The following is a 26,422-nucleotide window of genomic DNA, read 5'->3' on the forward strand; positions in this document are numbered from 1 at the left end:
GTACCCCCTAAGTGATGTGAATAAAACACGGAACAATGTACACGACCAGGCGAACGCATTTGGGCATCCGCACTATAAAGATGCAGCCAATAAGATTTAAGAGCATAAAAACAATTTTCCTTACGAGTTTAATTATTAGTTAAGCTACTCCACTATCTAAGTAATTATTGTCATCATCTTGGTACCTTACGATACCAGTATAGGTTCCTAAGTCGGCAATGACTGTCGAATAGCTTCCTGAATCATCGTGGTAATTGGCAGTTAAATCACCTGCGTTATTCACTATTGAATCCACGGTTCCGTTGGTAAGAGATTCAATAGCATAAAAGGCTCCACCAAGATCCAAGAGGTCATTTTCCGTTAATGAATAATCAGTGATCGTGTTTACTGGGTTAGCGCCTGCTGATGATCCAAAGAAATCGGTTTCATACCACAAGTCAAATTCATCTGCGCCAGCACCACCTGTTAGAATGTCTGCCCATTGGCCTCCGGCTTCAATCAGGTCATTACCTTCGCCGCCATTAACCGTGTCACTGCCCTCACCACCGACGAGATGATCGTTCCCAAGGCCACCTTCAATGGTGTCATCACCACCATAACCACGAAGGTAATCCTGCCCCGCACCACCGCGTAGAATATCACCAAAAGAACTGCCATTACCTGCGATAAATGTGCTGGAAGAAGTGACACCACTTGCATCCAGATTCAAGATGCCCCCGCTGGAAAAGGTCATTGTATTTTGGTTCACGGTATCGAGTGTTCCGGTGAAGTCCCCGACAATGGTAACGTTTAGTCCATTTAATTCATCCGTTGATGAGTCTGTCATGGTAAGAAATTCAAAATCGGTGTAACTGGAAATATTCCCATTTCCGTCATCAATTGTGTAGGTATCGATGCCATCACCCGTAATTTCCACGGTATCAAGTTCAGATGACAGAGTGTTATGGCTCATTCTATCAATACCAACGCCACCATCGGCGGTTATTTTCGATACCCCACCCCAATTGGAAACGGTATCATCCCCTCCATTGCCCTGGAATATTTCTTCACCACCATCTTGAACAATGAACCAGTCTTTTCCGGCACCGCCATGGTAGGTATCATTTCCAATAGAGTCATTTACCTGTGTATTAGTCGTGGCACTGGTGATACCACTGCCATCAAATGTTATGGCACCGTTAGTGTTGTTACTAACTCTGATGTATCCAATACCAGTTAAATTACCCGTGGCCGTAATGTTGTAACCAGCATTACCCGCAGGGTTTTCCGCAGTATAGTATTCCTCAAAGTAAATACTTTCCACACTCGACAAGGTCTGGGTTCTGGCGGCTTCCAAATCATCTACTGTCCAGTTGGTAGCTGTAGCGGAATCACGCACAAGCAAGGTACTGTCCAAGCCTGCGCTAATATGGACAAATTCTTCGACTTCAGGGTTGCCTCTAAGCCAAACAGAATCATTACCCGCATCGCCATAGACTATATCTTCACCACTTTCTTCATATAAATTATAAAAGAAGCCATTATTGCCGGTACCGCCAACAAGGGTATCATTTCCCGCGCCACCAAAAATTTGCCAACTGTTACCATCGCCAGCATAAATAAAATCATCCCCGTCTTCACCATACAACCGGTCAAAACCGCCGCCGCCAAATATAATGTCATCACCGGCACCTCCAGAGATATTATCCCCACCTGCACCACCGATTAAAACATCATGACCTGCGCCACCATTCCAGGTTTTGCCCGTTGACGAAGTAAATGATTTGATCTCAACCGTACCCGACACTGGCGTGCCACAATCATCCGCGTCATAGGTGAAGGATCCCGTACTATCAGCGGCCTCGAACGTGGCTAGGTCTGTTGGACTGAAGCTATAAACGGGTTGAGTTGCATCACCGAAACTACCCGTACCATTAACCGCCCCGGTGGCAACATAGTTCGTTGCTCCACCATCAACCAACACAGACGGGAATAGATCTGTTCCATCTAACGGATTAATCAACGTCATGCCTGGTGCTAACGAATGGCTATCGGTGTGATAGTAATAAACACTGTCATAAGCCGACAGAGCACTTGTCGCACCTACAATATTCAGGTCCCCTGTATAGCCGATCAAATCAGCAAGATCGACGATAGTCGTTCCATCAACATTGGTATATGTTACTCGTAAAATACCGTCGGCAGCCCCAACATCAACAAAATTTTCAACGCTATCCACAGTGCCGAAAAGGGTGTTTTCGATGTAATCATAGACGTCAGTCAGGTCGATAATATCACCTGCAGTGTAATCCATAATGTCGTCTTTTTGGATCGCAAATAGAGACGTCTGTGCAAATACATCAGCCGTGAAGACGAAGGTGTCATTTCCTGTTCCACCTGTCATATTGTCTGATCCACGACCACCTTCTATTGTATCATTACCGCCCTTGCCATCGATAATGTCTGACCCGGCTCCCCCCGTAAGCTCATCAACATGAATACCACCACCCATCCTAATCCCAGTTAAAGATGTTACATCAGACGCATCAATATTAAGCGGGCCGCCAAAGCTATGAATTTGCGGCGTCTCAGCCCCACTAAACGCAAAACTAAAATCCCCTGACAAGGTTATGTTTAATCCCTGACCGGGATCAGTATCGTATTCATAGACATAAAGGTTTTCGAAATTGTCAAAAGTGGAAGTTGTACCATTGATGTCCATGGTAAAATCTGTCCCAGCGCTTGCTGTGACACTCACAACATCGGCCCGATTGCCGCTCAAATGCAATTGAACATGATCTTTATCAGCTCCACCGTCAGCTGTTACAGAAGATATTCCCTCATTACTGTCAAATCGGACAAGGTCATCACCGGCATTGCCGTTAAAGACATCTGTCCCGCCTTCTTGTGCATAAAACCAATCACCACCTGCACCGCCGTGGGCAATATCATCACCAGCATCACCAACAATATTTAATTTGGTATTGCTACTAATACCACTGCCATCGACATTCAAAACACCATCACCATTTGTTGAAACACTGATTTGCGACACACTGGCCAAATCACCGGCGATAGTCATATTTATCCCGTCAGTCCCCGGTAGCTGATCAATAAAGGAAAGTGTTTCGACATTACTAACCGTTTGTGTTCTGGCGGTTGACCAGTCAGCAGGCACAGACAAGGCATCTTGGATCAGAGTGGTATTATCCGTGCCTGCGGTAATATTTATAAATTCCTGAGTTGTGCTTACCCCATACATGTAAAGGGTATCATTATCATCACCACCATCTATCCGGTCTTCACCATAATCCTTATCCAGATTGTAGAAAATCTGATCGTAAAAAGCACCGCCGTGGATGATGTCATCGCCTTCTTGTCCATGAATTCTGTCTGTACCGATGCCTCCGATAATAAAGTCATCACCCGCATTACCATAAAGCGTATTGGTACCGGAGCTGCCAGACAGAATATCATTTCCTAGGCCACCATAGAGGTAGTTTGTTCCTATGCCTCCAATCAGCACATCATTCCCATCGCCACCGATTAAGGTAGGGAGGAGCGATGTGTATGACTTTATTTCCACCGTACCTGATACCGGCGCGCCACCATCATCCGCGCTAAAAGAGAACGACCCTGTATTGTTACTCCCCTCAAAGGCGGCGATGTCAGTTGGGATGAAGCCGAAAACAGGCTGCGCAGGATCTGTAAAACTAGCCGTGCCATTCACCGCGTTACTCGCGGAATAATTCGTTGCGCCCCCCTCAACCAGAACACTCGGTAATAAATCTGTTCCATCAAACGGATTAATAAGGCCCATTCCACTGGCAATCGAATGGCTATCCGTGTGGTAAGAATAAACACTATCATAGGCCGTCAGGTTTGAGGGACCTTCATTAACATCTGTAATTGTGATCGGGAAATTTACACTGCTATCAGGATCACCGGGAATGGATGCATCATCGACCTCAATCCTTAAATCCAAAGTAGGATTGGTTTCAAAATCAAGCAGGGCACCAGCTATTAAGAAAATATCGTTACCGATAATTTCAAACAGGCCTGCGTCAGCACCGGAAAGGTTTAAAACATTGGTGCCCAAATCATCATCATTAATATACACTGTTGCGACTTTTATCGCCGCGCTTGTATTGGTATCTTCTGCAAGCGTATTGAGCCACCCTTGTACGGCCAGATGCGGAGATTGGTTTTCTTCGAGCACAGTTATAGATAAATTCGCAGTATCGTCAGGACTTCCAACAATTGAGCCATCATCTACTTCGAGCGTAACATCAAGAGAGGGGTTGGTATCAAAATCAAGTACACTGTCTCGTTTGAGATAAATTGCACTACCAAAGATCAAGAACAATCCTGCATCTGCGCCAGACAAGCTCAAATTATTTGTCCCAAGCGCATCGTCTGCAATGACGATATCAGCAACTTTAATAGCGGTCCCGGTGTTGGTCGCTTCCGACATTTCAGTTGTAACATTTTGAAGACTAACTGATGGCGCTTCATTAACATCGGTTATGGAGAGTGAATAGTTCAAACTACTGTCCGGATTTCCTGCTATAGCAATATCATCAACGGTGACTGTCACATCCATTGACGAATTGGTTTCGAAATCCAGGTTGGCACCTGCTTTCAGAAATAATTCATTACCAATAATTTCGAAAGAACCAGCATCTGCTCCTGTCAAACCAAGGATATTAGTACCCAAGGCATCATCCGTAACAACAATATCCGCAACTTTGATCGCGTTCGTAGTATCACTATCTTCTAATATATCAGTGGTTAAATTTTGAAGGCTAACAGTTGGTACTTCATTTACATCGGTAATGGTGAGAGAAAAATTCACACTACTGTCCGGATTTCCAGCTATAGCAGCATCATCGACCTCAATCGTTACATCAAAAGTAGGATTGGTTTCGTAATCAAGGGAAGTCCCAGCCTTCAGATACAATTCACTGCCGACAATCTCGAATAAGGCTGTATCCGTGCCTGATAAGCTGAGGTTATTGGTCCCCAGAACATCATCGGAGATAATAATATCGGCAACTTTAAAGGCACTAGAGGTATCCTGATCCTCTGCTATATTAGAAATTGTATTCTGCAAGCTAACAGTTGGTGCTTCATTAACATCACCAACATTTATGATGACAGAGGCATCGGTTATTAAACCATCGTTATCTGTGACGGTAACAGTAAGTATATGCTGATCCAGCGTTTCTTTGTCGAGGCCGCCTGTTACAAACACTTCGCCAGAATTATTGATAGAAAACTGTCCATTATTTCCATCGGTAATCTCATAGGACACAATTGTCCCATCATCACGGGCAATGACAGTACCCAGCGAAGATACACCCGAAGTATTTTCATCTATCGTTTTTTCAAATCCGGCAACCGTTGGACCATCAGCCCCATCAATTACATTCACCTTGAAGAACGATGAAGAGGATAAACCACCAGAATCAGTTAACTGGATCTCTAGTGTATAACCGTCAGTTTTCGTTTCGTAGTCCAGAGGACCGGTTGTCCAGATTGCGCCGGTTTGGGGATCAATGGTGAACTTGCCATCGTCATTTCCTGAAACAATCTCGAAAAATTGAGTGTCCCCCTCATCAGGATCGGTCCACCAGGTTTCCCAAACAAGAACGGATTCCTGACCTTCAGGTATATCTGCTTGCCGACCAAAGAAACGAACCGTAGGCCTTTCATTGACATCACTGACATTAATCGTAACCAGCGTATCTGCGCTAAGACCCCTGTTATCAGTAACCGTGACGGTTAAGGTATGTTGCTCATTCGCTTCATGATTAAGACGCCCGATCGCAAACAGTTCACCTGTATCACTGATAGAAAAATCGCTATTATTGCCGCTTGTTATCTCATAGGAAACGATTGTGCCGATCTCATCTATGGCATCAACTGTGCCCAAATATGTAGTTACTCTAATATTTTCATCTATTGCCTGCTCAAAACCAGTTACAACAGGTGGCGCGTCAATAAATTGAGAAGCTTCTATATTGATATTAACAGTGGCTTCCCCCGCTACATATTGATTGAAGTTTTGCCCCTCCAATACGACTTGGCCAATAAAAGAATATTCAAGTGAAAGATAAATAGTATCAACAGAAGCACCTACTATAGTAAGCGTATTGAATGTATCAGACAGGTTCAGAACATCCTGCACCCCAACATAAATGCTGTTGCCCGTTGCTAAGGGGTTATTTTCTGTCAGGGATATCTTTTCTATACCGGAAAGTAATCCCGGCATTCCCGTCGTATTATTTTCTACAAAATCTGCGAGAGTTAAATCGTTCCCCTCTCCCGAAATAATCAGTGTGTCAGTACCTGCCCCACCATCGATTATATCATCCAGAGCATCGAAATATAATGTATCGTCTCCTTCTCCGCCGTGAAGACTGTCACTTCCTCTGCCACCTCGAATACGATCGTTGCCTCCTGCACCATTCAAGACATTAGCGAAATAATTCCCGATTAAAGTATCATTACCAGAACTACCCGAAACGTTTTCAATACTAAAAAAACTGTCAACATCATCGCTTACATTAGAACTACCATAGGCATGAGATTCAAGCTCTCCTAGGTCAACGATTACATGTTCATTATTAACTAAATAACTGTAATCGACGGTATCAACACCAATACCACCTATGATACGATCACTACCATACCCACCGATAAGGGTGTTACTGCCATCACCTCCCCAGAGGGTATCTCTTCCTCCAAGACCTTCAAGGTGATCATCGCCATCGGCGCCTCTTAGGATATTTCGTTCATCGTTCCCGATTAAAGTATCATTGCCAGCACCACCGATGACATTTTCAATGTCGTATAATCGATCGTAATCATTGATTGAATTATGCGATGTACTAAAGGCATTGGATTTACCATCTTGAAGGTCGAGGACAACATACTCTCCATTTCCGAGATAGCTGTAATCAACTGTATCAACCCCAGAACCACCATATAAACTATCCCAATCATATCCACCAACTAGGGTGTCATTACCTCGCCCACCCCGAAGCACATCAGAACCTTCACTACCGATTAGGGTGTCACTACCGCCCCCCCCTCGTAGATAATTATCACCGCCACGTCCCTCAATAATATTATGATTATCATCCCCAACAATGTAATCATCACCATCGCTACCAATTACATTTTCGATGCCATATAAATGGTCAAACTCAATAAGTGGACCACCAGAAGAAGAATATAAACTAGCTGAACCATTTCCATCATGAAGCTGTAGGCTAATTTTGAAATCGTCTGTCAACCAGCTGTAATCAACGGTATCAAATCCAGAGCCACCATAAAGCTCATCATATCCCCAACCACCAATCAGGTGATCATTGCCCCCAGCACCGCTCAGAACATTGTTTTGATAGGTTCCGATTAACCGATCATCACCAGCACCACCGGTGGCATTTTCAATACCGGACAAAATATCGGAATCAGATTTTGATACATGATTGACATCGTAAACATCCGTGCGGTTGGTATATAGGTTTACAACAGCATAATCTGTGCCCGTTAAATACCGGAAATCAACAGTGTCCTGTCCGTTACCACCGAACAGCTGATCGTTCCCCAGACCACCGATAATTATGTCATCATTCAATCCGCCAAAAAGGTAATCGTTACCACTGGCTCCATCTAGCGTATCATCCCCCTCTTCACCGTAAAGATAGTCACTCCTATTACTTCCGGTTATAATATCTAACCCGTTACCACCATAAAGAGTTACTGAGGTATACCTTCCTTGCATAACGTCATTGCCATCACTGCCAATTATTTCTTCTATATCGATCAAGGTATCCGTTTCAATTGTTTGACCATTTTCATCGCGAACACGTACAGCAGCCAATGAAAAGTCAATAAATTGACCTGCAGCTAAATAGCTATAATCCGCCGTATCGTAGCCACTCCCGCCATAAATACGGTCATTACCAGAATCTCCGCGAAAGTGATCATTACCATCATCGCCATAAAGGTGGTCATTACCAGCAAATCCACGCAAGTAATCATCATCCTTACCCCCATATAGCTGGTCATCGCTCTGATGACCATACAATCGGTCGTCGCCGTCTTCACCATGAAGTTCACTGCCAGAATGATGCGCTGACATGTTATCATCACCAGCACTACCGATAGCGATCTCTATGCCATAAAGAGAGTCAGTTTCCACCCAGCCCGAAGCGTCATAAACTTCAGCGTATCCGGTCAGCAGATCGATCTTTAATTTTTGGGAAGGATCTAGATAAGAAAAATCAACGGTATCCCGACCATCACCTCCAGAGATAAAATCGTCACCATCACCTCCTTGCAAAAAATCGTCACCATCACCTCCATTTAAAAAGTCATGGTCACCCTGGCCATATAATGTGTCGTTACCAGCCCCACCAGTAATGACATCATCACCATCACCCCCATAAGCAACTAAATTGTGACCTGAGGTATAGCTGGCAGCGTTAATTGTATCATCACCACTATTACCGTGTACAACGATGGTACTCGTCGCCAAATCCGTTCCGCTAAAATCCCCTGATATTATAATGTTATCATCACCATCTGTGCCCTCAATGACGATGTCTTCAACGCCATCCAGAGTTAGTTTGGGACCACCCGTAAATCGAATAATAATATTGCCATCATCATCAGGCGTAATGGAGACACCAGAGTATGCCGTACCGGACATATCAACAGTGACGGTGTCGTCGCCATCACCACCGTCGTAATTACCATCTCGACCGTTTGCCGCAGACCAGGTGAACTCATCGGAAATGACGAGATTACCATTTTCAACAAGCTCTTTTAAATCGTCGAAATTTTTAATCCGAGTACCGATAAGCAAAATTTCTTTATCAATACTCCCATTTCCATCCCGGTCAATCTGGAGAAGAGTGCCCCCGCGGGATCTTTTTAGAGAAATATATTGGTCGAGATTATCAATATTGGCCTCGGACGCCAGCAAGGGAGTAATATCAAGAATATCACCTTCACGACCCGGCCTATAACCCACAATCCAGTCTCGCCCGCTATCAGGTTCTGATTCATTGTATCTAAAGTGGTTTTGGCCCCTTAAGCCAATAAACAGGCGATGCCAGCCTACAAAAAAGACTCTGACATTATCCTCATTTTGACATATATTTGAGAACGGAAAACCATGTTTATTGCCTCTAAATCTGCCCATCACAATGCCCTCCAATGGCATCTTAAAACTCAAAATGATCGTATCTACAACAGCGGTTCTGAAACCATTCGAGAGAAACTCTGTCGGAAGTAATTCCGGATAATGTCAGGATATTTTTGGGGTACTTTTTGGGAATATTAACTGTCGATCGGTCTAAGAAGACGAATTCAAAAATTTCTTCTTAACACTACGATCAGGCCCAATACGGGTAAAACTAAGCTTAATTATGGGCCCAATCTCATGTGACTAAGTAACCTATTGATCTGTAGTTCTTGTTCTGAGGAAGAAAGAACTTTATCAATACTTCTTATTTTAATTTCAGCCTGATCTGCGTTGGATAATGTTAATTTGAGCTCTGCAGACGAACTTTCTTCATCTTTACTTCGCAAAACATCACCTTCCAGGTCTTCTGCATTTCCAAACATAATGATCCCCCGAGGCCTATTTTATAATTATTTCACCCCACGAAAGCTTGTTCTCCAGTGCTTTTGGGGCGTTAATTATAAAGTTGTAATTAAATTTGCTATTAAAATCATGAGTAGGCATACTCATATTTCAATAAACCATACCTAGTTTTCAACTCCCCTATCCATGTCTTTCCTCCTAAAGAACAGTTTTCAAGTTAAAAACTAGTCGGCCGAACAGTAGAACCATAGAAAAATAACCAAAGAGAAATATTGAGTATGTTGATTGAACGAGAAAATGCGATCGCTAACCTAACAGTCGCTGCCAACCAGCTCAATAATGGCAACGGTAACATCGCCTTAGTCAGTGGCGAAGCCGGTATAGGTAAGACCTCATTGTTGGAAGAGATTAAGCGAACACTCGATCAGCAATACGAAATTCTTTGGAGTGGATGTGACCCGCTGTTCACCCCTCGTCCCTTCGGACCGCTTTATGATTTTGCCGCTAATTTTTCTGAAAAAGTCCATCATCTCCTTGAAAATGGGGCCCCTCCTTCAACTATTTTTTCGGCCTTCCACGATGCTTTAGAGAATGCAACTCAACCGATAATAGTGAGCGTGACGTTAACCGCACCTATTTTTGCATGATGTAAGGTGTTACGTTGTTTCTGTTGACGTTCCAGGGCAGCAGAGCTTCAAAGTCTTCGACGGTTTTTGCTTTAGGTAATTGGGTAAAAATGTGTCGAAGATATGAATATGGCTCGATCCCGTTAGCCTTGGCGGTCTCGACGATAGAGTAAAGATTTGCACTGGCCTTGGCACCATTTTGGGATTTTGAGAACAGCCAATTTTTCCTTCCTATTACAAACGGCTTAATTACGCGCTCCATTTCATTGTTATCAATTGGCAAGCGGCCATCATCAAGGTAGCGAATGAGCCGAGGCCACTGCTTATCAATGTAGTGCAAAGCCTTGCCAAGTAACGATGTCGGCGGCACCGACGATTTGACCTTGGTAATCCACTCTCTCAAGTCTTTAAGGATTGGTTTGGCCTTTTCCTTGCGTAATAGCCGACGTTCGTTATCGCTCATGTTTTTTGCGAGCTTTTCAATGCGGTACAAAGCTCTGATGGCCTCCATGGCATGATCGGCAAGGCCGGGTTTTCGCCTTTTGGACTTCTTCCGTGCCTTGATGACATCATTGAACTTACGCCGGGCGTGAGCCATGCATCCGACGCCGATGATTGTGCTGTCGGATGTCACATTCAGATAGACCTGATATCCATCACTAACAAGATACCCAGTGTAACCTTCCAACAATCGCCTTGCCACATCCTCCGCCCTGGAGGGATCGTAGTGGAACAGGATCACTGGCTGGTCCGGAGGGCCTCCTTTTTGCCCCCACATGTAGGATTTGCTTTGAGGTTTTTTCCCAGGTTCTTTCAAGACCTGAACGCCAGTCTCATCCATGGCAATGATATCGTAGTTTAGGAGATGGTCGGTAAACAGATTAATCAGGGGCTGAACAAGATCACCACATTTGATCACCCACCGCGAGAGTAATGTACGGTTAAACTCCACACCGGAGCGGTTCAGAACAGGTACCATACGATAGAGAGGCAGGCCATCCACATACTTTCCCGTTACCACATAAGCAAGAAGTCCAGCAGAAGCGATGCTTTTGGGGATGGGCTGTGGTGGCAAGGGCGCGATTGTTACGCCTTCTTCGCATGATTTACAGGCGTATTTGAAACGCACATGCTGAAGAACCTGCATTTTAGCCGGAATTATATCCAATTGTTCGGTGACTTCTTCCCCAATTCTGGCCATAAGACCACATCCGCAAGCGCAAATCTTTTCTTCTTCGGGGATATCGTGTTCAATCCGCACACGGGGCAAGTCTTTTGACAAAGAGCGGCGTCCACCCCTTTTACGGGTATGAGCTGGAACTTTGATCTCTTTATCATCGTCTTCTGCCCCTGTGTCGTCCTCAGCCGCTTCCTCTGCTTCATCAAACAAGAGACCTTGCTCTTGCGGGGATGTCTTCTCACTGGAAGCGGCAAACTGCTGATGACGCAATAATCTGTTTTGCTCTTCAAGAATATCAATACGCGCATGAAGACCACCTATTAAAATACGTGATTCTTCAAGGCTTTCAGGGAAAGAAATGGGCGCTTTTGACATAGCCGAAGTATACCAAATTTATACTCTTCAAAACAGTATAAAGTGCTGTAAATATTTAATATATCTCCGAATAATTTACAGGCTTATGCTCTTTCACATGACGGAGGTCAACACCATCCAGCAACCAGTTCAATTGGCGACCACTGAGCTCTATACGGGCTCCTTTGCTCAAGTGTCGTGGCCAATGAAACCGATCTTTTTCAAGGCTCTTTTGCCACAAACAAAATCCGTTTTTCTCCCAGTAAAGTAACTTGACCTTGTTGCTTAGACGATTAGAAAAAACAAAGAGGTAGCCAGAGAATGGATCAAGGCTGAGGATGTCGTCAACAAGCATCGACAAACCATTTATGCCGCGACGAAAATCAACGGGATTTGCGCAAAGATAAATGACGGGCAAAGCATCTGAAGGCCGCCGCATCACAGACCTTCAAGTGCATCTACAATAGATGTTAAATCCGATGTTCTCCCCGAAACAGGCCATTTGACTTCTAGCCCGTTACGAAGGCAAACCTGACAATACAATAAGCCTGGGCCATCAGCTGAACCATTTACAATCTTGTGTAAATTTTCATCTCGACTAGAAACAACAAAAAGACCCCGCTTAACAAGCTCCCCCTTTTGATGATAAAAATCCTTCAGGTCAAGATCGTGTGCCTCGGCATAAGCTTTCATGCCCACCCCGTTTAACTCACACGAACGCGCATGCTCAAGCCAATGGAATTCTGTTCGCGATAAATCGTTCTCAATTGCTGACATTAAACGCTCCATTCAAAAGAAAAATGAAGCATAACCATTATTCATTAGCTCAAACAGATGCGGTTAACGTCACGCTCACCGATAATATTGGTATTTGAAGATGTACATTGGGCAGATAACGCAACACTAGATCTGTTCAGGTTTTTAGGACGCCGGATCTCATTTTTAAATTGCCTCCTGATCATAAGTTTCAGGGATGATGAAATTAATGATCAGCACCCTTTACGGCCAGTTTTAGATGTCTTGCCATCTGCACACACCAAACGGATCATCGTTGAACCCCTAACAGAAGAAGGCATTACCCAGCTCGCCCCTTGCTCCAAACATGATTTCGCCAAGCTGCATGAAATTACCGCAGGTAACCCATTCTTTGTGACGGAATTACTTGAGACCGATGATCAAATTGATAAGTCACTGCCAGCTTCTGTGCGGGATGCCATCAATGCCCGCCTCATTCGCCTTGGCCAACAAGAGCGTAATTTCCTAGAAACAATAAGTTTGATCCCACACGCCATATCTCAAGAACTGGTCGATAATTTATGTGGCCCAACTGGTGAGACCTTTGCGATGGCATGTGTTGACCGTAACTTCCTCGTTATCGATAGCCATGGTGATTTTCGCTTTCGTCATGAACTCGCACGCCTTGGCACATTGGCGCGTGTTTCAGTCAACCAACAAAAAATACTTCACAGCGAAATTGTCACAGCGCTGGAGCAGTGCAACGACAATAATATTGGTTCACTAGTTCATCATGCGGCTGGGGCTCTTGATGGGTCGCGTGTTTTAAGATATGCCCCAATGGCTGCAAAAAATGCAGCGGATCTCGGGGCACATCAAGAGGCTGCCTCTTATCTTGCGACGGCACTACGCTTTGTCGATGAAGCCCCTACAGAGCTTGCTGCCCAGCTCTATGACGATTGGGCCTATGAAACGGGTCTCGCACTACAAATTGATGATGAAGTTATCGAAGCTCGGCGGCATGCGATTACTTTATGGCGAGCGCTTGATCGCAAAGACAAAGTTGGTGAGAACTTGCGTTGGTTATCAAGGCTTCACTGGTATCGCGGTGAGGCCGCTGAAGCGGGACATTTCTCCAACGAAGCAATAAAAGTGTTAGAAAGTGGCTCTTCTCCGCTTTGTTGAGTAGAAAAAGATGCCGACCGCCAAGTAACCTGTTGATATGTATGGTTTCTGATAACTTTACATAGAGCAGGTATATGACAATCAACATCTCGCAGCATATTTTAGGCCTCAAAGGGCAACGTGTAAATGAAATTAAACTGGATGACGGCGGTGTTAAGATTGTCATTCACTGCAGCCGAGACGCGCGTAGGAGGGCTATAGACCCTGCTACAGGCCAGAAGGGAAGCATCAACCAGCATGTCCGCCGACAAGTAAACGACATCCCCCTTTTTGGGTATCCTTGTGTGGTCGAGATTGAGCTGGCGCAGGTTTATATTAACAAGGGCGAACGCCGCATTGAGGGGTGTGATTTTGTTGATAAAGGGGGCTCTTCTCCGCTTTGTTGAGTAGAAAAAGATGCCGACCGCCAAGTAACCTGTTGATATGTATGGTTTCTGATAACTTTACATAGAGCAGGTATATGACAATCAACATCTCGCAGCATATTTTAGGCCTCAAAGGGCAACGTGTAAATGAAATTAAACTGGATGACGGCGGTGTTAAGATTGTCATTCACTGCAGCCGAGACGCGCGTAGGAGGGCTATAGACCCTGCTACAGGCCAGAAGGGAAGCATCAACCAGCATGTCCGCCGACAAGTAAACGACATCCCCCTTTTTGGGTATCCTTGTGTGGTCGAGATTGAGCTGGCGCAGGTTTATATTAACAAGGGCGAACGCCGCATTGAGGGGTGTGATTTTGTTGATAAAGGGTGCCGTTTCACTCACCGATTTTGCCGACTGATCAGTGGATTATGTCGGCATATGTCTATTCAAGCGGTTTCCAGACATTTGGATATACGATGGGAAACGGTCAAGAATATCGACAGGGCATACCTTATTGAAACTCTCCCTACGCTTGATCCTGCAGAGCTAACTGGCTTGGAATATATTGGTGTAGATGAAGTTGCCCGGGCGAAAGGTCATGACTACATGACGGTGGTCTACGATATGGTTGGCGGTCATCTGATCTGGGTTGAAGCAGGCCGAACTGCCGAGGTTTTTTCAAGGTTTTTGAAACAACTGCAACCAGATACAGCCTGCAAAATAAAGGCCGTAGCGATGGATATGGGGCCTGCCTACCAAAAGGCTGTCAGAGAGTCCTTGCCGTTGGCCGACATAGTATTTGACCGTTTCCACGTCATGAAAAACTACAGCAAAGCTATCCATAATCAGCGTCGACTTGAGTTCAGAAAGGCCGATCCAAGTGGTAAAGAGTTGATGAAAGGGACACATTATCTGTTGCTCAAAAATGCGGATAAGTTGAGTGAAAAACAAAGTGACAAGCTGCAAAGGTTGCTGGAGAGCAATAGCAACCTGAATGCACTTTACGTCTTGAAAGAACAGCTTCAGCTGCTGTGGAGTGCCGCTTCATTTGAGGCGATGGCGGAGCAACTGGAACGTTGGTGCCTGATAGCAGATCAGTCACAGATGCTCTATCTAAAAAAGTTCGCGAAATCCCTACGGAAACATTGTGTGGGCATCTGCAACTACGCCAAACACAAGCTCACAAGCGCCAGGATAGAGGCTGGTAATGTCAGTATAGGAATGATCCGTAAGCGAGCCAGAGGCATCAAGGATACCGAATACTTCAAACTCAAAATTAGACAATCATCCATTCCAGATAATCAATCTATGCTCTATTTGAAATCCTAAATCTACTCAACAAAGCGGAGAAGAGCCATAAAGGGTGCCGTTTCACTCACCGATTTTGCCGACTGATCAGTGGATTATGTCGGCATATGTCTATTCAAGCGGTTTCCAGACATTTGGATATACGATGGGAAACGGTCAAGAATATCGACAGGGCATACCTTATTGAAACTCTCCCTACGCTTGATCCTGCAGAGCTAACTGGCTTGGAATATATTGGTGTAGATGAAGTTGCCCGGGCGAAAGGTCATGACTACATGACGGTGGTCTACGATATGGTTGGCGGTCATCTGATCTGGGTTGAAGCAGGCCGAACTGCCGAGGTTTTTTCAAGGTTTTTGAAACAACTGCAACCAGATACAGCCTGCAAAATAAAGGCCGTAGCGATGGATATGGGGCCTGCCTACCAAAAGGCTGTCAGAGAGTCCTTGCCGTTGGCCGACATAGTATTTGACCGTTTCCACGTCATGAAAAACTACAGCAAAGCTATCCATAATCAGCGTCGACTTGAGTTCAGAAAGGCCGATCCAAGTGGTAAAGAGTTGATGAAAGGGACACATTATCTGTTGCTCAAAAATGCGGATAAGTTGAGTGAAAAACAAAGTGACAAGCTGCAAAGGTTGCTGGAGAGCAATAGCAACCTGAATGCACTTTACGTCTTGAAAGAACAGCTTCAGCTGCTGTGGAGTGCCGCTTCATTTGAGGCGATGGCGGAGCAACTGGAACGTTGGTGCCTGATAGCAGATCAGTCACAGATGCTCTATCTAAAAAAGTTCGCGAAATCCCTACGGAAACATTGTGTGGGCATCTGCAACTACGCCAAACACAAGCTCACAAGCGCCAGGATAGAGGCTGGTAATGTCAGTATAGGAATGATCCGTAAGCGAGCCAGAGGCATCAAGGATACCGAATACTTCAAACTCAAAATTAGACAATCATCCATTCCAGATAATCAATCTATGCTCTATTTGAAATCCTAAATCTACTCAACAAAGCGGAGAAGTGCCTAGAAAGTATACCGTCCTCTTGTGAACGGGCTATGGCCTATTCCCTCAAATCTCAATTTAACATGCTGAATGATCACATGGATGAGGCTGTAAAATGGGGAAACCATGCTCTGGAGCTAGAAAAACAACACCCAAACGTTGAAGTCAGAATTCATGCGTTGAACAATATTGGTTCGGCAATGGTGTTACGCGGAAATGAAGAAGGTGAAGCACACTTACAAACAAGTCTCAGTCTATCTTTAGAGCTTGGCTTCCATGAACACGCTGCACGTGTTTACACCAACATGTCTGACTATTGTGTAAAATACAAAAAATTGGAATTAGCAGAAAAGTTCATCGCCGATGGTATCGCTTTCGATACTCGATACGACCTTGATTCATGGACATATTATCTTATCGGTATTCTTGCTCAACTAAGGATGGAGCAAGGTCGTCTTCGGGATGCTGAAACAATTGCCCAGGGCGTTCTCGGACTTGATAAGTTAACCCTACTTATGAAATTACCAGCACTCAGCGTTTTGGCGCGGGTACAGCTACGCCTCAACCGACCAAATTACAAAAAGACACTCAATCAAGCTATTGAAAATGCTTTCTCTACGGATGAATTACAATACATAATTCCAGCTCGTTTATGTGCAGTTGAGGCGGCATGGCTGCATAAAAACGACGATGCGGCTTATCAGCAATTAAAGTTTCTTACTGAGCTTGACGATTCAAAGATAGATCATTGGAGTGCCGGTGAAATCGCTGTCTGGATCCGACGTTTTGGTTTTGATTTACCCTATAATACGTCTCTATCTCTGCCCGAGCCTTATACACTGGAACTTAAAGGAAAGTTTACTGAAGCCGCAAATAAATGGCAGTCCTTAGGTTTACCGTACAATGCTGCGTTAAGCCTAATGCAGGTAGGTAAAGATGAAGCCATAGAAGCTCTCCCAAAAGCCTATAAAATTCTTGAGACAATGGAGGCAAAAACCGGACTTTCTATGATCCGAAGCAAGGCAGAGGAGTTTGGTCTACTAAACATGCTACCTCGCTCAAGACGAGGACCGTACAAAATATCCCGACAGCACCCCATTGGCCTGACAAGCAAAGAGCAAGAAATCCTTGGATTTATTTTAGATGGTGTATCTAATCGCGAAATTTCCAAACTTCTATCGAGATCACAACGAACAATCGAGAACCATGTCTCATCTATCCTAAGTAAACTAAATGTTCCAAATAGATTGGGAGCAATGTTGAGAGTTCAAAGTGAACCATGGCTTGCTCCTCAACGGTCCACTGTAGAGTAGTTAACCAGAAATAATACCCGGCTGATAAATAAACTTAATTTCAAATATTTTACTTTTAACAATTGCCTAGTGCATAGCATAAACCCGTTATTGCCTAGATTGATATTTATACCAACGGAGATAATTTAAACCTCTGTTTGTTCAGCTAATTCCAAGGCATCATCTACTTCTATACCTAGGTATCGTACGGTACTTTCTAGCTTTGTATGTCCAAGTAATAGCTGAACTGCTCTTATATTTTTAGTCCGTCTATAGATGATGGTCGCCTTGGTTCTACGAAGTGAATGAGTGCCATACATTTTAGGGTCGAGATCAATTTCTGAAACCCAGGATTTGACTATTCTTGCATATTGTCTTGTCGTCATATGTGTTGAGTGATTTATACGGCTTCTGAATAGATAGTCTTGGCCTGACAACTGTGCGTATTCTATCCATTTCAAGAGGGATTTCCGAGTTTGTTTAGTGATTTCAAATTGCACTGGGCGTTGTGTTTTCTGCTGCAACACCATGGCACGTGTCATGATGGTTGAGCCCTGAGTAACGTTATAAACTTTGAGCTTAACCAGGTCACAGCTACGTAATTTACTATCAACGGCTAGGTTGAAGAGAGCAAGATCTCTGATGCGATTAGCTATCTGTAGTCGGATACGGATAGACCAGACCTCTTGTACCTTTAAAGGCGGTTTCTGACCGACCAGTTTTCCTTTATTCCAAGGTATTGACCGGATTGATTTCTGAGATAAATTTAACATGACTGATCCTCTTGTTATTGAGAGAACCAGTATATTTCAGTGCTTATAATACACGAACTTTGGCCAGATTATTAAATACCCAAATGTCCGTTTATGGCACTAAGTGTGGTAGCTTTTAAGTCACGCGACATTAATCGCTTGTTAGTTTTACTCTTCAATTTCGGGAGGAGTTTGAACAATAGTCCACTCTTCTCCTACAGCACTTCTCCAAGCGTGAAAACCAGGTTGAATATTGGCAACCTTGAAAACACTAGGATCAATTTTAGTGATCTCTTCTAAACTAACTAATTTTGCATCATCCATGCTGTATTCAATATTGCTCAAGAATTGCCAACCATCATCTTCCAAGTCGTGATACACCACTTGAATAGTGCACTCGCCCTCAACGATCTGCCTAATTGTAAAAACAGCACAATTTCTGGGTTGGTCAAAAGGCCACTCGGCTTCCTTTTTCTTGAATATGTCAAACATGCATTTCCCTAGCTTATCTACAAGATTCCATCTTGGTGGAATGGTTAAACTGTAAGCATCCTCACACAACAACATAGGGTTATAAAAGCGTAAACGTCTGGTTGGTATAAAGAGAGGCTATTGTCGTTAATTGTGCCTCAACGGCCATGTCCGCTAATGGCACTAAGGGGCTGGAACCAACCCTAGCAAACATGGCGGCTCTGTGTGTTAACGGCAGCTCTGGCGGTGTGTTCAACATGACAAAGTAGCCTTTCGGCCTGCTGGTAAAACTCAATTTGCGTTCTTCTTGGCTGCAATAAAGTAGCTAGAGGCCCCCGAAAATATTTTCTGTGTTTCCGCAGCTCGAAAGTCACCGCCACTTACCAACTCATCCAAGTCAGAGCTTTGCAGCCGTCGGATCGGGACAGGAATGATCCCAAGCCAACACAGTAGACGAACAAGCTGAATTTGGGCGCTTACAATAAGAGACATCTTATCCCGTAAGCACGGCGTTACAGAAATAAAACTCCCCTCAGGCTTTAGAAGTTCATGTATCCTCCGCACGACGCGTTGCGGATCAGGCACGGTATGGAGCATGTTGAAAGCTAAAATGACATCAAACGAGCCCTTACTATACCTTTCATCAAAAATATCAGCCTGCGCAAAGCTGACGTTACCAACGCCATTTGCAGCTGCTTTTTTCTTTGAAAGTTCAATCATTCTGCCCGCAATATCAATGCCTTGAATTTCTCTGACATGGCTGGCTAGTTCACAAGCTGTCGTGCCTGTTCCGCACCCATAATCCAAAACAACATCGCTTTCCCTGAGGTGCCTCTTTGCGCATTCCCTTGATGTTTGATGGATATGTTCAAATCGCTCTTCGGTCCGGTCGTAGTTGTCGGCAGATTTATCCCAGAACTCTTTCGGCTTACTCATCGTGCGGCTTCCATAAAATTCAGAGCTGTGTGGCGCTCCCGATGAGTGCCAGAGGACTTACTTCTACGCGTTCTTCTGATCGGTGATCCTGTTTGCCCCCTGCAAACCACCTTAGGACATTCGACGTGCTGTCTACAATGCGGACCTGACTGTGGTTGTCAGTTTGGGCTCAAGGCTGTCGTTCGCTGCACAATGCACTAATGTCTGCTCCTGTCACTAAGCGGAAGTAACTATCATCTTTTTTATGACCTAAAGCATGTCTGATTTAACTCCTAAAAAAGACAAACTGTGTCTCGCTCGAATAAGTCCAATTATCTTTATCCGAATAAGTTTAATGAACTGAGCGGAAATAAGTTCAAAAAACTTAAGTCGATAGAGGTGTTAGGCATGACCACAAAAGGGCATTGTTTGTGCAAAAAAACCAGTTGGGAATTTCAGGGTGAAGTTACGTGGGCGTGTTACTGCCATTGCGATGACTGCCGCCGAAATTGTGCAGCTCCCGTTGTTGCATGGCTTGGGGTACCCCTTAAGAATTTTAAATGGACTGGGGAGGTTCCAAAAACTTTTGAGAGCTCCAAAGGCGTTCATCGGTCTTTCTGTGATACTTGTGGGACACCCATGGGATTTGAAGCAGAACACTATGATGGCGGCATGCATCTTTACGCGGCAACTTTGGATGATCCAAATAACTTTAAGCCGACTTTCCACGTTAATTATGAAAGCAAACTTCCCTGGCTTGAAATGCATGATGACCTTACGAAGTATGAAGGCACCCTTCTTCATGCACCCGAAGACCTCAGCGATTATAAATAAGTGATTTATTTATGAGCTCTGCGAACAAGTAGCGCATGCTGTCCGCCTTTGACACACCTGCCGGAACCGCTCCAAAGCGGTTCCGCATTTTTCAAGTTGGCTAAGTTTTCCATTTTTCCGGGGTAACATGAACGATGGTGTCATCAACACTGACCATCACATCGCCGTCTTGAATATTAACCTGTAGCTTCATCGAGCGATTGGCCAGTTTCCCCAGTTCGTTGGTGTCTTTTCTCGAAAAATTTGTAACCTGAAGATTATCAAATCGGGTGGTGCTGTTTTTGATTTTCTCCCACCACATCTCAGCCGTACTGCCGCCATAACAATAGATAAGCACGTTATCAGCCTTGCCACAGGACTGGCGCACAATTTTCTCGCCCGGCATCCCCAACGCCACCCACAGTTCAATCTCGCCACTCAGACTTTTCTGCCACAGGTCCGGCTCGTCTTCGGTTGAAAGACCCCGGGTAAATTCCAATTGCTCATGGGCGTTTAACGCAAAGCTAAGAATACGCACCATCAACCGTTCATCCGTCTCTGAAGGATGTTTGGCAACGGTCAGATTATGGGTCTCGTAATAGTGACGATCCATATCGGCAACGGAAAGTTCAACTTTATAAATGGTGGCTTTCTGCGCCATGAATTATCTCTGTTCCATGATTTTCTGAGGTCAGTATTTTTGGGGCCATGATTATCCCAGGATAGTGAAGATAGAGATGTTTAATAGGTCAGGCGACTTTGTGAAAGCAGAAAACACCAGACATTAATTAAATAAATACGCATGTCGTTCTTTAGACTCAATAAAAGGCAATAAGGCACGATCAAGAAGTGGGAACGAAAAAAAACCAGCATACATTTTTGTACGTTGGGAGAGTTGAGGAGAGTTAATTACACAAGCTCGACCCAATAGAGTTTATGATCCGGTCCAGTAGCTTCTCTATCCACCCATGCTTTTAACAATTGAAGTATATTCCGGGCTTGAGCATCACACATCCAGAGAGATATGTTGGACAATAAAACAGGAAAAACAAAAAGGTAACCAACAGGATGATGGCACCGGAAGCACAATATGTCCTCATCGCGCATACAGGTTATGGCGATGAGGGTTGTCCACTGGTTGAATTCTCCCCCGAGTACCCAGATATTACCAAAGCAGCAAGGGAAGCATCCGGGAGGGATGTTTACCGTAATCAGCTTACAGATGATCTACAAAACGCCACTTTCGTTTTCGATTGTCAAACCTCACCGAGCTCCATTTACCATTTTAAAGATTTTTGGCTGATCAAGGAAACCAACAAACAGATTTTGGCCCAAGCCTTTCCGGATCAATTCGATTTCGCGCAAGCCATAATCGAACTTCGTCTCAAAACAGCAGGGAAACGGGATTATTATTCTCATTACTGGAAAGAAGCTGATTATCCAGGTCCCTTCTGGATAGCCAAATTACGGACACAGATCGATTGTATTGCCGAAGAAAGCACTGGTTTCAAGTGGAGGCGGGAACAGTTGGAGGAGACATCTCTGTCCGAGAACGCCTACGAAGTCGAGCTACCGCCCGACGCAGACGTGGGTATTAGGAACACAAATTCCGGAAACTACAGAGGATATCCGGATCTTAAGTATGCGACCCAGATCGTCTTCCGGCCTGGCATCATCCCCGATGGCTCAAAAATTTTTGGGCTGACCTACTGCCCGGATTGTATTTTTATACAGAGAGACTTGTCAGAAAAATTAAAATCGGATGGTTATAACCTCATCACATTGGGATGTGGATCACCTGGACAGGAATTGGACCGCTATTACTACCAGATGCGATGAGCAGGCAAAATTTTAGCGCGTAAGCTGTAACAATATAATGATATAACTGTGTTTTGGCTTTCACTTGTTTGTTCGTTTATCCCAATATCAAGAAAGATTTATTGATGCCGAATATCTTCGACCCTGTAAATTTCCTCTTTATTGGTGCAGACAAGAAAACCTCTATATCAGAGGCGGACTTGGTTGTTTTTGGGGCACCGCATGGCACACCTTATCCCGAGGTTGACAATACTGCTTATGCTTCAGCTCCGGATACATTGCGTAACGCCCAACAAGAAGACGCCCGCTGGCTAGATCATTGGGATTTTGATCTCGATGGTCCTCTGTTAGCGGAAGGAAACTTTCGGGTTGCTGATGCAGGGAACCTCAAGACGTCCTCTTTGGATGGGCCAGGTAATCGAGATCTGATCAGACAAGCAACCACACAGATTGTGGAAACAGGGGCAATTCCTCTGATGTTGGGTGGGGATGATTCAACGCCTATTCCCTTTATCAAATCACTCAAACCTCTGGGACCGCTGACCATTATACAGATTGATGCGCACATTGATTGGCGGGATGAACGTCGGGGAGAGCCTCTGGGATACTCCAGTACCATGCGACGGGCTTCAGAGTTTGATCATGTTGAGAACATTATTCAGGTCGGTATCCGCGGCCTCGGCTCTGCACGCCGGGAAGAAGTAGAAATTGCACAGAACTGGGGTGCAAAGCTCATAACGGCTAGGGAATTTCACCAAGGTGGCATAGAGGCAGTAACTAGACACCTGAAAAGCGATAGTAACTGCATGATAACCTTGGATTGTGATGGCTTGGACCCCAGTATCATGCCAGCCGTTGTTGCCCCAACACCAGGCGGTTTATCTTATTTTCAAACGATTGACTTAATAGATGCCGTGATCAAAAAATCCAAACTTGTTGGCTTTGACATGATTGAATTTGTGCCTTCACTGGATCCGAACGGTATATCCGCGATCACCGCAGGACGTATACTCGCAAATGTTGTTGGATGCCTTGCGCGTAAGTAACACCGAGAACTATCTTCTAACCCCAAAAAACACTGCTAGAAGAAATAATCACCAGATACTCTTATCCAGGTATAAAATGTTTAAAAAATTACTTCTAATTGCCCTCTTCACACTCATAAGCTTTCGTGCTCTCGCCCATGTTGATACCCGCATCAAAATTAATAAAAATGGTGAATTGGTCGGGCTTCCTAAACAGTATCAACCTGCAAAAATCGATCGCGACAAAGGTGCAATCTCTCTCGGTAAAAATGAATTTTTAATGCCGGATTGTATAAGACAGTATTTCCAAAGCCCCGAAAATAGCGAGTTAGAAATAAGTGGTTCCTGGTATCATGAATTTGATATTTTACCGCCCTATATCAATTTAAACATTTTACCAAACGACAAAAATTACGAATACAGTTTTTTATTCAACCTGAATAACCTGACAATTATAGAGGTTCTGATCATAACCCGCCCAGATGATCGCTCTTTTTATCGGCATACTGTCAAATTTAAAGACTTATGCCGTCAAGATTTCGATGAATATTACACAAATTTTCATTAGCTAGAGATAGCCAAACATCAATAGAACCAAATTTTGCACGTTATTAAATCACTAAGTTATTGTATGTATGGTTGACAGAAATAAGCTTTTATCAAGTATTTTTGTTTAGGACTAAATATGAAGAAGTTAGCCCCTCTAAGCTTTTTGTCGCTGTTATTCTTGGCGCTAAGCTCTTCAGATGTATATGCAAAAACCTACAAAGTCTGCACGGTTGATATCCCCGGTGGCATGACTGCAGACAAGGAAGGTCCCCAGCCCCTCTTTAATTTCTATCAGGAAGTCATTGAGATGGTCCGCCAGAAAACCGGGGATGAATTCGAGCTACAGTTCGCGCCGGCCCTTCGGTGCCAGAACCTGTTCTTTGCCAATCAAATCGATATTATCTGGCCCTATATTATTTCCGAGGATCTCGAACGCTTTAAGGAGAGTGGCTATTCTTTCGTCCCGATCTATTCCATGCCAATCATCATGGGCGGCTACCATATCGTCACGCGAGAAGAAGACCCCGTCCTCAACAACATCGAGGAACTGGAGGGCAAAACCGCCGTCAGTGCCCGGGGTTATGGCATCCCCAAGGAGTTTGACGAAAATGCCAACATCACCAAATCCCTGACCAACAGTAATGAAAGTATCCCCAAGATGCTGCTGGGGGAGAGAGTGGATGCAGGTATAATCCAAACAGGTTGGATCCCAACCTTGAGAGAACAAGGACTTATGGAAGGGCTGCATTACGGCGAGGTTATTGAATTTTGGGGCGGCTCCTTTACCTTCCAGCTCAATCAGGAAGGCGCCATCCTTTCCAACACCTTCTCAAACGCCATTTTACAGCTGGTCACCCAAGGCAAATACCGGGACATGGTTACCGGCGCCCCCTACTACATTCCCACTTATTAAATCGACCTCTAAGTATCACTGCTTACCCCAGCTTAACCGCACCTAGTTCCCCGGCTGATGTCAGTGCCTTTAGGCCTGCGGCCAGCTCTTTCACCTTTTCTGGGGTGTAGAGATCATAGAAGCCCTGATTGCTACGGCCGATGGCGTGTTCGGCGGAGAAGCTGCCGTGGTATTTATCGACCACGCACTCCACCACCCAGGCGCGGAGCTCGGGGATAAAGCTCTCATCATCCAACCGGGTATCATCCTTGGCGATCGCCAGGTTGAAGTGCAGGCCGCCGTCGCCGACGTGGCCGAAATCACAGATGCGCACATCGGGGAATTTCTTCGGCAGTTCCTGTGCCATAAAGGCACGGAACCTCATCAAATCACCGCGGCGGAAGGAAACATCGAACGCCACCAGCTTACCTGCATGTTTCACCCCTTCTGAGAGCGTATGACGCAAGGACCACATTTCTTCGGGGCGACCGATAAAGGCGTTTTCGAGTGGAGCTTCTTCGTCTTCCCAGATCTCGGCCAGAACAGTTTCCAGGAGCTCATCCAGGCTCTGTTCGCTTTCGCGTTTGGCCCAGGTGCGAGAGAGCTCAACCAGCAAAACATAACCCGGCAACTCGCCACCGGGAAACGGATTGCGCAAAGAGGGCACATGATCAAAGGCCGCGGCCATTGCGTCGGAAGACATGCCCTCAAAAGCGGTAAGATTGGTATCGCAGCGCTGTTCCATTTCCAACAGCAGTTTGAGAACAGCGGCTTCGTCGCGGGGCACCAGAAGGGCGGCCGCTGATTGTTGTGGCAGACGTTCCACATTAAGTATCGCCTCGGTCACCACACCGAGCACACCTGTGGTGCCGATAAACAAATGTTTCCAGTCGATGCCGGTATTGTCTTTGCGCAAGCCGGACATGAAATCAAGCTCGGTCCCGGCCTCATCTGCCAGTACCACCTTAACACCCAGAGTGTTTTGGCGCACATCGCCGTAACGCAGGAAACGCGCGCCACCGGTGTTGGTGGCGATCATGCCCCCAATACGAGGATCAGCACCAAGATCGATGGGAAAGACATAACCTTTGGGCGCGAGAAAGGCATTGAGATCAGACAACCGCACCCCGGCACCAACGGTGACCGAACGGTTTTCTTCATCAAAGATGATCTTGTCATTTTCGGCTGTGCCTGTGAGACGATCAAAACTGAGCACGCCCTGATGACCAGATGTATCCGGCGTTGAAGCCCCGACCAGGCCAGAGTTGCCCGATTGTGGTACCAGAGAAATATCCTGGCCCACACAATAGGCCAAAACTTTGGATGTTTCCGTAGAGGAAGCAGGCCGCACTACAAAAGCAGCCTTGCCCGCCCCATACCGCACACAGGTTTCATAAACCGCGAGATCAGATCCATTTGGCTCGAGCAGGCCCTTTTCGCCAACGATTGCTTTTAAAGCGTCGATGTTTTCACGGGTTGGGGCAGTCATCATCTGGTCTCATCTCTTAGTGGATTATGGGCTCTGCACGCTTAGGTGA

The 26,422-nt window shown here is 45.1% G+C and carries 21 protein-coding genes and 1 pseudogene; 11 read left to right on the top strand and 11 right to left on the bottom strand.

The window, feature by feature from the left end:
• Positions 1-139: 139 nt before the first annotated feature.
• Positions 140-9,196: a cadherin domain-containing protein gene (locus ACOGW3_RS22035; RefSeq protein ID WP_419904915.1), complete on the bottom strand. Its 9,057-nt coding sequence runs from the start codon at positions 9,194-9,196 to the stop codon at positions 140-142.
• A 224-nt stretch (positions 9,197-9,420) separates the two neighbouring features.
• Complete coding sequence (locus ACOGW3_RS22040; RefSeq protein ID WP_419904916.1) at positions 9,421-9,621, bottom strand: hypothetical protein; 201 nt, start codon at positions 9,619-9,621, stop codon at positions 9,421-9,423.
• Positions 9,622-9,879: 258 nt separating this feature from the next.
• Between ACOGW3_RS22040 and ACOGW3_RS22045 the strand changes: the two genes are divergently transcribed.
• Positions 9,880-10,248, top strand: coding sequence for an AAA family ATPase (locus tag ACOGW3_RS22045; protein ID WP_419904917.1), 369 nt, complete (start codon positions 9,880-9,882; stop codon positions 10,246-10,248).
• Here ACOGW3_RS22045 and tnpC read toward each other — a convergent pair.
• Genes tnpC through ACOGW3_RS22060 form a run of 3 tightly spaced genes read right to left on the bottom strand, consistent with a single transcriptional unit; the run spans position 10,235 to position 12,538 of the window.
• Positions 10,235-11,782 (bottom strand): IS66 family transposase, encoded by a 1,548-nt coding sequence (gene tnpC / locus ACOGW3_RS22050; protein WP_419901110.1) that lies wholly within the window; start codon positions 11,780-11,782, stop codon positions 10,235-10,237. The genes ACOGW3_RS22045 and tnpC overlap by 14 nt on opposite strands.
• Positions 11,783-11,837: 55 nt before the next feature.
• Positions 11,838-12,200 (bottom strand): IS66 family insertion sequence element accessory protein TnpB, encoded by a 363-nt coding sequence (gene tnpB, locus ACOGW3_RS22055; RefSeq protein WP_419901111.1) that lies wholly within the window; start codon positions 12,198-12,200, stop codon positions 11,838-11,840.
• Positions 12,200-12,538 carry a hypothetical protein gene (locus tag ACOGW3_RS22060; RefSeq protein ID WP_419901112.1) on the bottom strand — a complete coding sequence of 113 codons (339 nt, stop codon included), beginning with the start codon at positions 12,536-12,538 and terminating at the stop codon, positions 12,200-12,202. The genes tnpB and ACOGW3_RS22060 overlap by 1 nt, the downstream gene beginning before the upstream one ends.
• Before the next feature lie 57 nt (positions 12,539-12,595).
• Here ACOGW3_RS22060 and ACOGW3_RS22065 point away from each other — a divergent pair, with 57 nt between their 5' ends.
• Together ACOGW3_RS22065 and ACOGW3_RS22070 are read left to right on the top strand one after the other, a co-directional pair.
• Positions 12,596-13,681 carry an ATP-binding protein gene (locus ACOGW3_RS22065; protein WP_419904918.1) on the top strand — a complete coding sequence of 362 codons (1,086 nt, stop codon included), beginning with the start codon at positions 12,596-12,598 and terminating at the stop codon, positions 13,679-13,681.
• A gap of 74 nt (positions 13,682-13,755) precedes the next feature.
• Complete coding sequence (locus tag ACOGW3_RS22070) at positions 13,756-14,067, top strand: hypothetical protein (protein WP_419904919.1); 312 nt, start codon at positions 13,756-13,758, stop codon at positions 14,065-14,067.
• On the opposite strand, the gene ACOGW3_RS22075 is transcribed toward ACOGW3_RS22070, so the two are convergent.
• The gene (locus ACOGW3_RS22075; protein ID WP_419904920.1) at positions 13,997-14,155 is read right to left on the bottom strand and encodes a hypothetical protein; all 159 of its coding nucleotides are present in this window, start codon (positions 14,153-14,155) and stop codon (positions 13,997-13,999) included. The two genes, ACOGW3_RS22070 and ACOGW3_RS22075, sit on opposite strands and share 71 nt — an antisense overlap.
• Here ACOGW3_RS22075 and ACOGW3_RS22080 point away from each other — a divergent pair.
• The 3 genes and pseudogenes from ACOGW3_RS22080 (at position 14,142) to ACOGW3_RS22090 (ending at position 17,670) form a co-directional block, all read left to right on the top strand.
• Positions 14,142-15,374 carry an ISL3 family transposase gene (locus tag ACOGW3_RS22080; protein WP_419901077.1) on the top strand — a complete coding sequence of 411 codons (1,233 nt, stop codon included), beginning with the start codon at positions 14,142-14,144 and terminating at the stop codon, positions 15,372-15,374. The genes ACOGW3_RS22075 and ACOGW3_RS22080 overlap by 14 nt on opposite strands.
• Before the next feature lie 2 nt (positions 15,375-15,376).
• A pseudogene (locus tag ACOGW3_RS22085) lies at positions 15,377-16,351 on the top strand (ISL3 family transposase); the annotation flags it as partial.
• Positions 16,352-16,410: 59 nt separating this feature from the next.
• Positions 16,411-17,670 (top strand): LuxR C-terminal-related transcriptional regulator, encoded by a 1,260-nt coding sequence (locus ACOGW3_RS22090; RefSeq protein ID WP_419904921.1) that lies wholly within the window; start codon positions 16,411-16,413, stop codon positions 17,668-17,670.
• A gap of 125 nt (positions 17,671-17,795) precedes the next feature.
• Here ACOGW3_RS22090 and ACOGW3_RS22095 read toward each other — a convergent pair whose 3' ends face one another.
• The 3 genes from ACOGW3_RS22095 to ACOGW3_RS22105 form a co-directional block, all read right to left on the bottom strand.
• The gene (locus ACOGW3_RS22095; protein WP_419904922.1) at positions 17,796-18,422 is read right to left on the bottom strand and encodes a tyrosine-type recombinase/integrase; all 627 of its coding nucleotides are present in this window, start codon (positions 18,420-18,422) and stop codon (positions 17,796-17,798) included.
• 147 nt (positions 18,423-18,569) lie between these two features.
• Positions 18,570-18,893: a hypothetical protein gene (locus ACOGW3_RS22100; RefSeq protein WP_419904923.1), complete on the bottom strand. Its 324-nt coding sequence runs from the start codon at positions 18,891-18,893 to the stop codon at positions 18,570-18,572.
• Between the two features lie 270 nt (positions 18,894-19,163).
• A complete protein-coding gene (locus ACOGW3_RS22105) occupies positions 19,164-19,808 on the bottom strand; it encodes a class I SAM-dependent methyltransferase (RefSeq protein ID WP_419904924.1) in 645 nt (214 codons plus the stop codon).
• Between the two features lie 387 nt (positions 19,809-20,195).
• Between ACOGW3_RS22105 and ACOGW3_RS22110 the strand changes: the two genes are divergently transcribed.
• Positions 20,196-20,621, top strand: a complete 426-nt coding sequence (locus tag ACOGW3_RS22110; protein WP_419904925.1) for a GFA family protein — start codon at positions 20,196-20,198, stop codon at positions 20,619-20,621.
• A 100-nt stretch (positions 20,622-20,721) separates the two neighbouring features.
• On the opposite strand, the gene ACOGW3_RS22115 is transcribed toward ACOGW3_RS22110, so the two are convergent.
• The gene (locus tag ACOGW3_RS22115) at positions 20,722-21,261 is read right to left on the bottom strand and encodes a YaeQ family protein (RefSeq protein WP_419904926.1); all 540 of its coding nucleotides are present in this window, start codon (positions 21,259-21,261) and stop codon (positions 20,722-20,724) included.
• Positions 21,262-21,668: 407 nt separating this feature from the next.
• Between ACOGW3_RS22115 and ACOGW3_RS22120 the strand changes: the two genes are divergently transcribed.
• The 4 genes from ACOGW3_RS22120 (at position 21,669) to ACOGW3_RS22135 (ending at position 24,905) form a co-directional block, all read left to right on the top strand.
• Positions 21,669-22,439, top strand: coding sequence for a hypothetical protein (locus ACOGW3_RS22120; protein ID WP_419904927.1), 771 nt, complete (start codon positions 21,669-21,671; stop codon positions 22,437-22,439).
• Positions 22,440-22,543: 104 nt separating this feature from the next.
• Positions 22,544-23,464, top strand: a complete 921-nt coding sequence (locus ACOGW3_RS22125) for an arginase family protein (RefSeq protein ID WP_419904928.1) — start codon at positions 22,544-22,546, stop codon at positions 23,462-23,464.
• 76 nt (positions 23,465-23,540) lie between these two features.
• Complete coding sequence (locus ACOGW3_RS22130) at positions 23,541-24,011, top strand: hypothetical protein (protein ID WP_419904929.1); 471 nt, start codon at positions 23,541-23,543, stop codon at positions 24,009-24,011.
• Between the two features lie 117 nt (positions 24,012-24,128).
• A complete protein-coding gene (locus ACOGW3_RS22135) occupies positions 24,129-24,905 on the top strand; it encodes a hypothetical protein (protein WP_419904930.1) in 777 nt (258 codons plus the stop codon).
• Positions 24,906-24,927: 22 nt separating this feature from the next.
• On the opposite strand, the gene ACOGW3_RS22140 is transcribed toward ACOGW3_RS22135, so the two are convergent.
• Positions 24,928-26,376, bottom strand: coding sequence for an FAD-binding oxidoreductase (locus ACOGW3_RS22140; RefSeq protein WP_419904931.1), 1,449 nt, complete (start codon positions 26,374-26,376; stop codon positions 24,928-24,930).
• Between the last annotated feature and the right edge of the window lie 46 nt (positions 26,377-26,422).

This window comes from Kiloniella sp. (assembly GCF_965205715.1).
GTDB lineage: Bacteria > Pseudomonadota > Alphaproteobacteria > Kiloniellales > Kiloniellaceae > Kiloniella.

Excerpts from the sequence above, each read along its gene's own strand:
- ACOGW3_RS22035 (WP_419904915.1), bottom strand. The coding sequence starts at position 9,196 with ATGGGCAGATTTAGAGGCAATAAACATGGTTTTCCGTTCTCAAATATA.
- ACOGW3_RS22040 (WP_419904916.1), bottom strand. The coding sequence starts at position 9,621 with ATGTTTGGAAATGCAGAAGACCTGGAAGGTGATGTTTTGCGAAGTAAA.
- ACOGW3_RS22045 (WP_419904917.1), top strand. The coding sequence starts at position 9,880 with ATGTTGATTGAACGAGAAAATGCGATCGCTAACCTAACAGTCGCTGCC.
- tnpC (WP_419901110.1), bottom strand. The coding sequence starts at position 11,782 with ATGTCAAAAGCGCCCATTTCTTTCCCTGAAAGCCTTGAAGAATCACGT.
- tnpB (WP_419901111.1), bottom strand. The coding sequence starts at position 12,200 with ATGCGGCGGCCTTCAGATGCTTTGCCCGTCATTTATCTTTGCGCAAAT.
- ACOGW3_RS22060 (WP_419901112.1), bottom strand. The coding sequence starts at position 12,538 with ATGTCAGCAATTGAGAACGATTTATCGCGAACAGAATTCCATTGGCTT.
- ACOGW3_RS22065 (WP_419904918.1), top strand. The coding sequence starts at position 12,596 with ATGCGGTTAACGTCACGCTCACCGATAATATTGGTATTTGAAGATGTA.
- ACOGW3_RS22070 (WP_419904919.1), top strand. The coding sequence starts at position 13,756 with ATGACAATCAACATCTCGCAGCATATTTTAGGCCTCAAAGGGCAACGT.
- ACOGW3_RS22080 (WP_419901077.1), top strand. The coding sequence starts at position 14,142 with ATGACAATCAACATCTCGCAGCATATTTTAGGCCTCAAAGGGCAACGT.
- ACOGW3_RS22075 (WP_419904920.1), bottom strand. The coding sequence starts at position 14,155 with ATGTTGATTGTCATATACCTGCTCTATGTAAAGTTATCAGAAACCATA.
- ACOGW3_RS22090 (WP_419904921.1), top strand. The coding sequence starts at position 16,411 with ATGGCCTATTCCCTCAAATCTCAATTTAACATGCTGAATGATCACATG.
- ACOGW3_RS22095 (WP_419904922.1), bottom strand. The coding sequence starts at position 18,422 with ATGTTAAATTTATCTCAGAAATCAATCCGGTCAATACCTTGGAATAAA.
- ACOGW3_RS22100 (WP_419904923.1), bottom strand. The coding sequence starts at position 18,893 with ATGTTTGACATATTCAAGAAAAAGGAAGCCGAGTGGCCTTTTGACCAA.
- ACOGW3_RS22105 (WP_419904924.1), bottom strand. The coding sequence starts at position 19,808 with ATGAGTAAGCCGAAAGAGTTCTGGGATAAATCTGCCGACAACTACGAC.
- ACOGW3_RS22110 (WP_419904925.1), top strand. The coding sequence starts at position 20,196 with ATGACCACAAAAGGGCATTGTTTGTGCAAAAAAACCAGTTGGGAATTT.
- ACOGW3_RS22115 (WP_419904926.1), bottom strand. The coding sequence starts at position 21,261 with ATGGCGCAGAAAGCCACCATTTATAAAGTTGAACTTTCCGTTGCCGAT.
- ACOGW3_RS22120 (WP_419904927.1), top strand. The coding sequence starts at position 21,669 with ATGATGGCACCGGAAGCACAATATGTCCTCATCGCGCATACAGGTTAT.
- ACOGW3_RS22125 (WP_419904928.1), top strand. The coding sequence starts at position 22,544 with ATGCCGAATATCTTCGACCCTGTAAATTTCCTCTTTATTGGTGCAGAC.
- ACOGW3_RS22130 (WP_419904929.1), top strand. The coding sequence starts at position 23,541 with ATGTTTAAAAAATTACTTCTAATTGCCCTCTTCACACTCATAAGCTTT.
- ACOGW3_RS22135 (WP_419904930.1), top strand. The coding sequence starts at position 24,129 with ATGAAGAAGTTAGCCCCTCTAAGCTTTTTGTCGCTGTTATTCTTGGCG.
- ACOGW3_RS22140 (WP_419904931.1), bottom strand. The coding sequence starts at position 26,376 with ATGATGACTGCCCCAACCCGTGAAAACATCGACGCTTTAAAAGCAATC.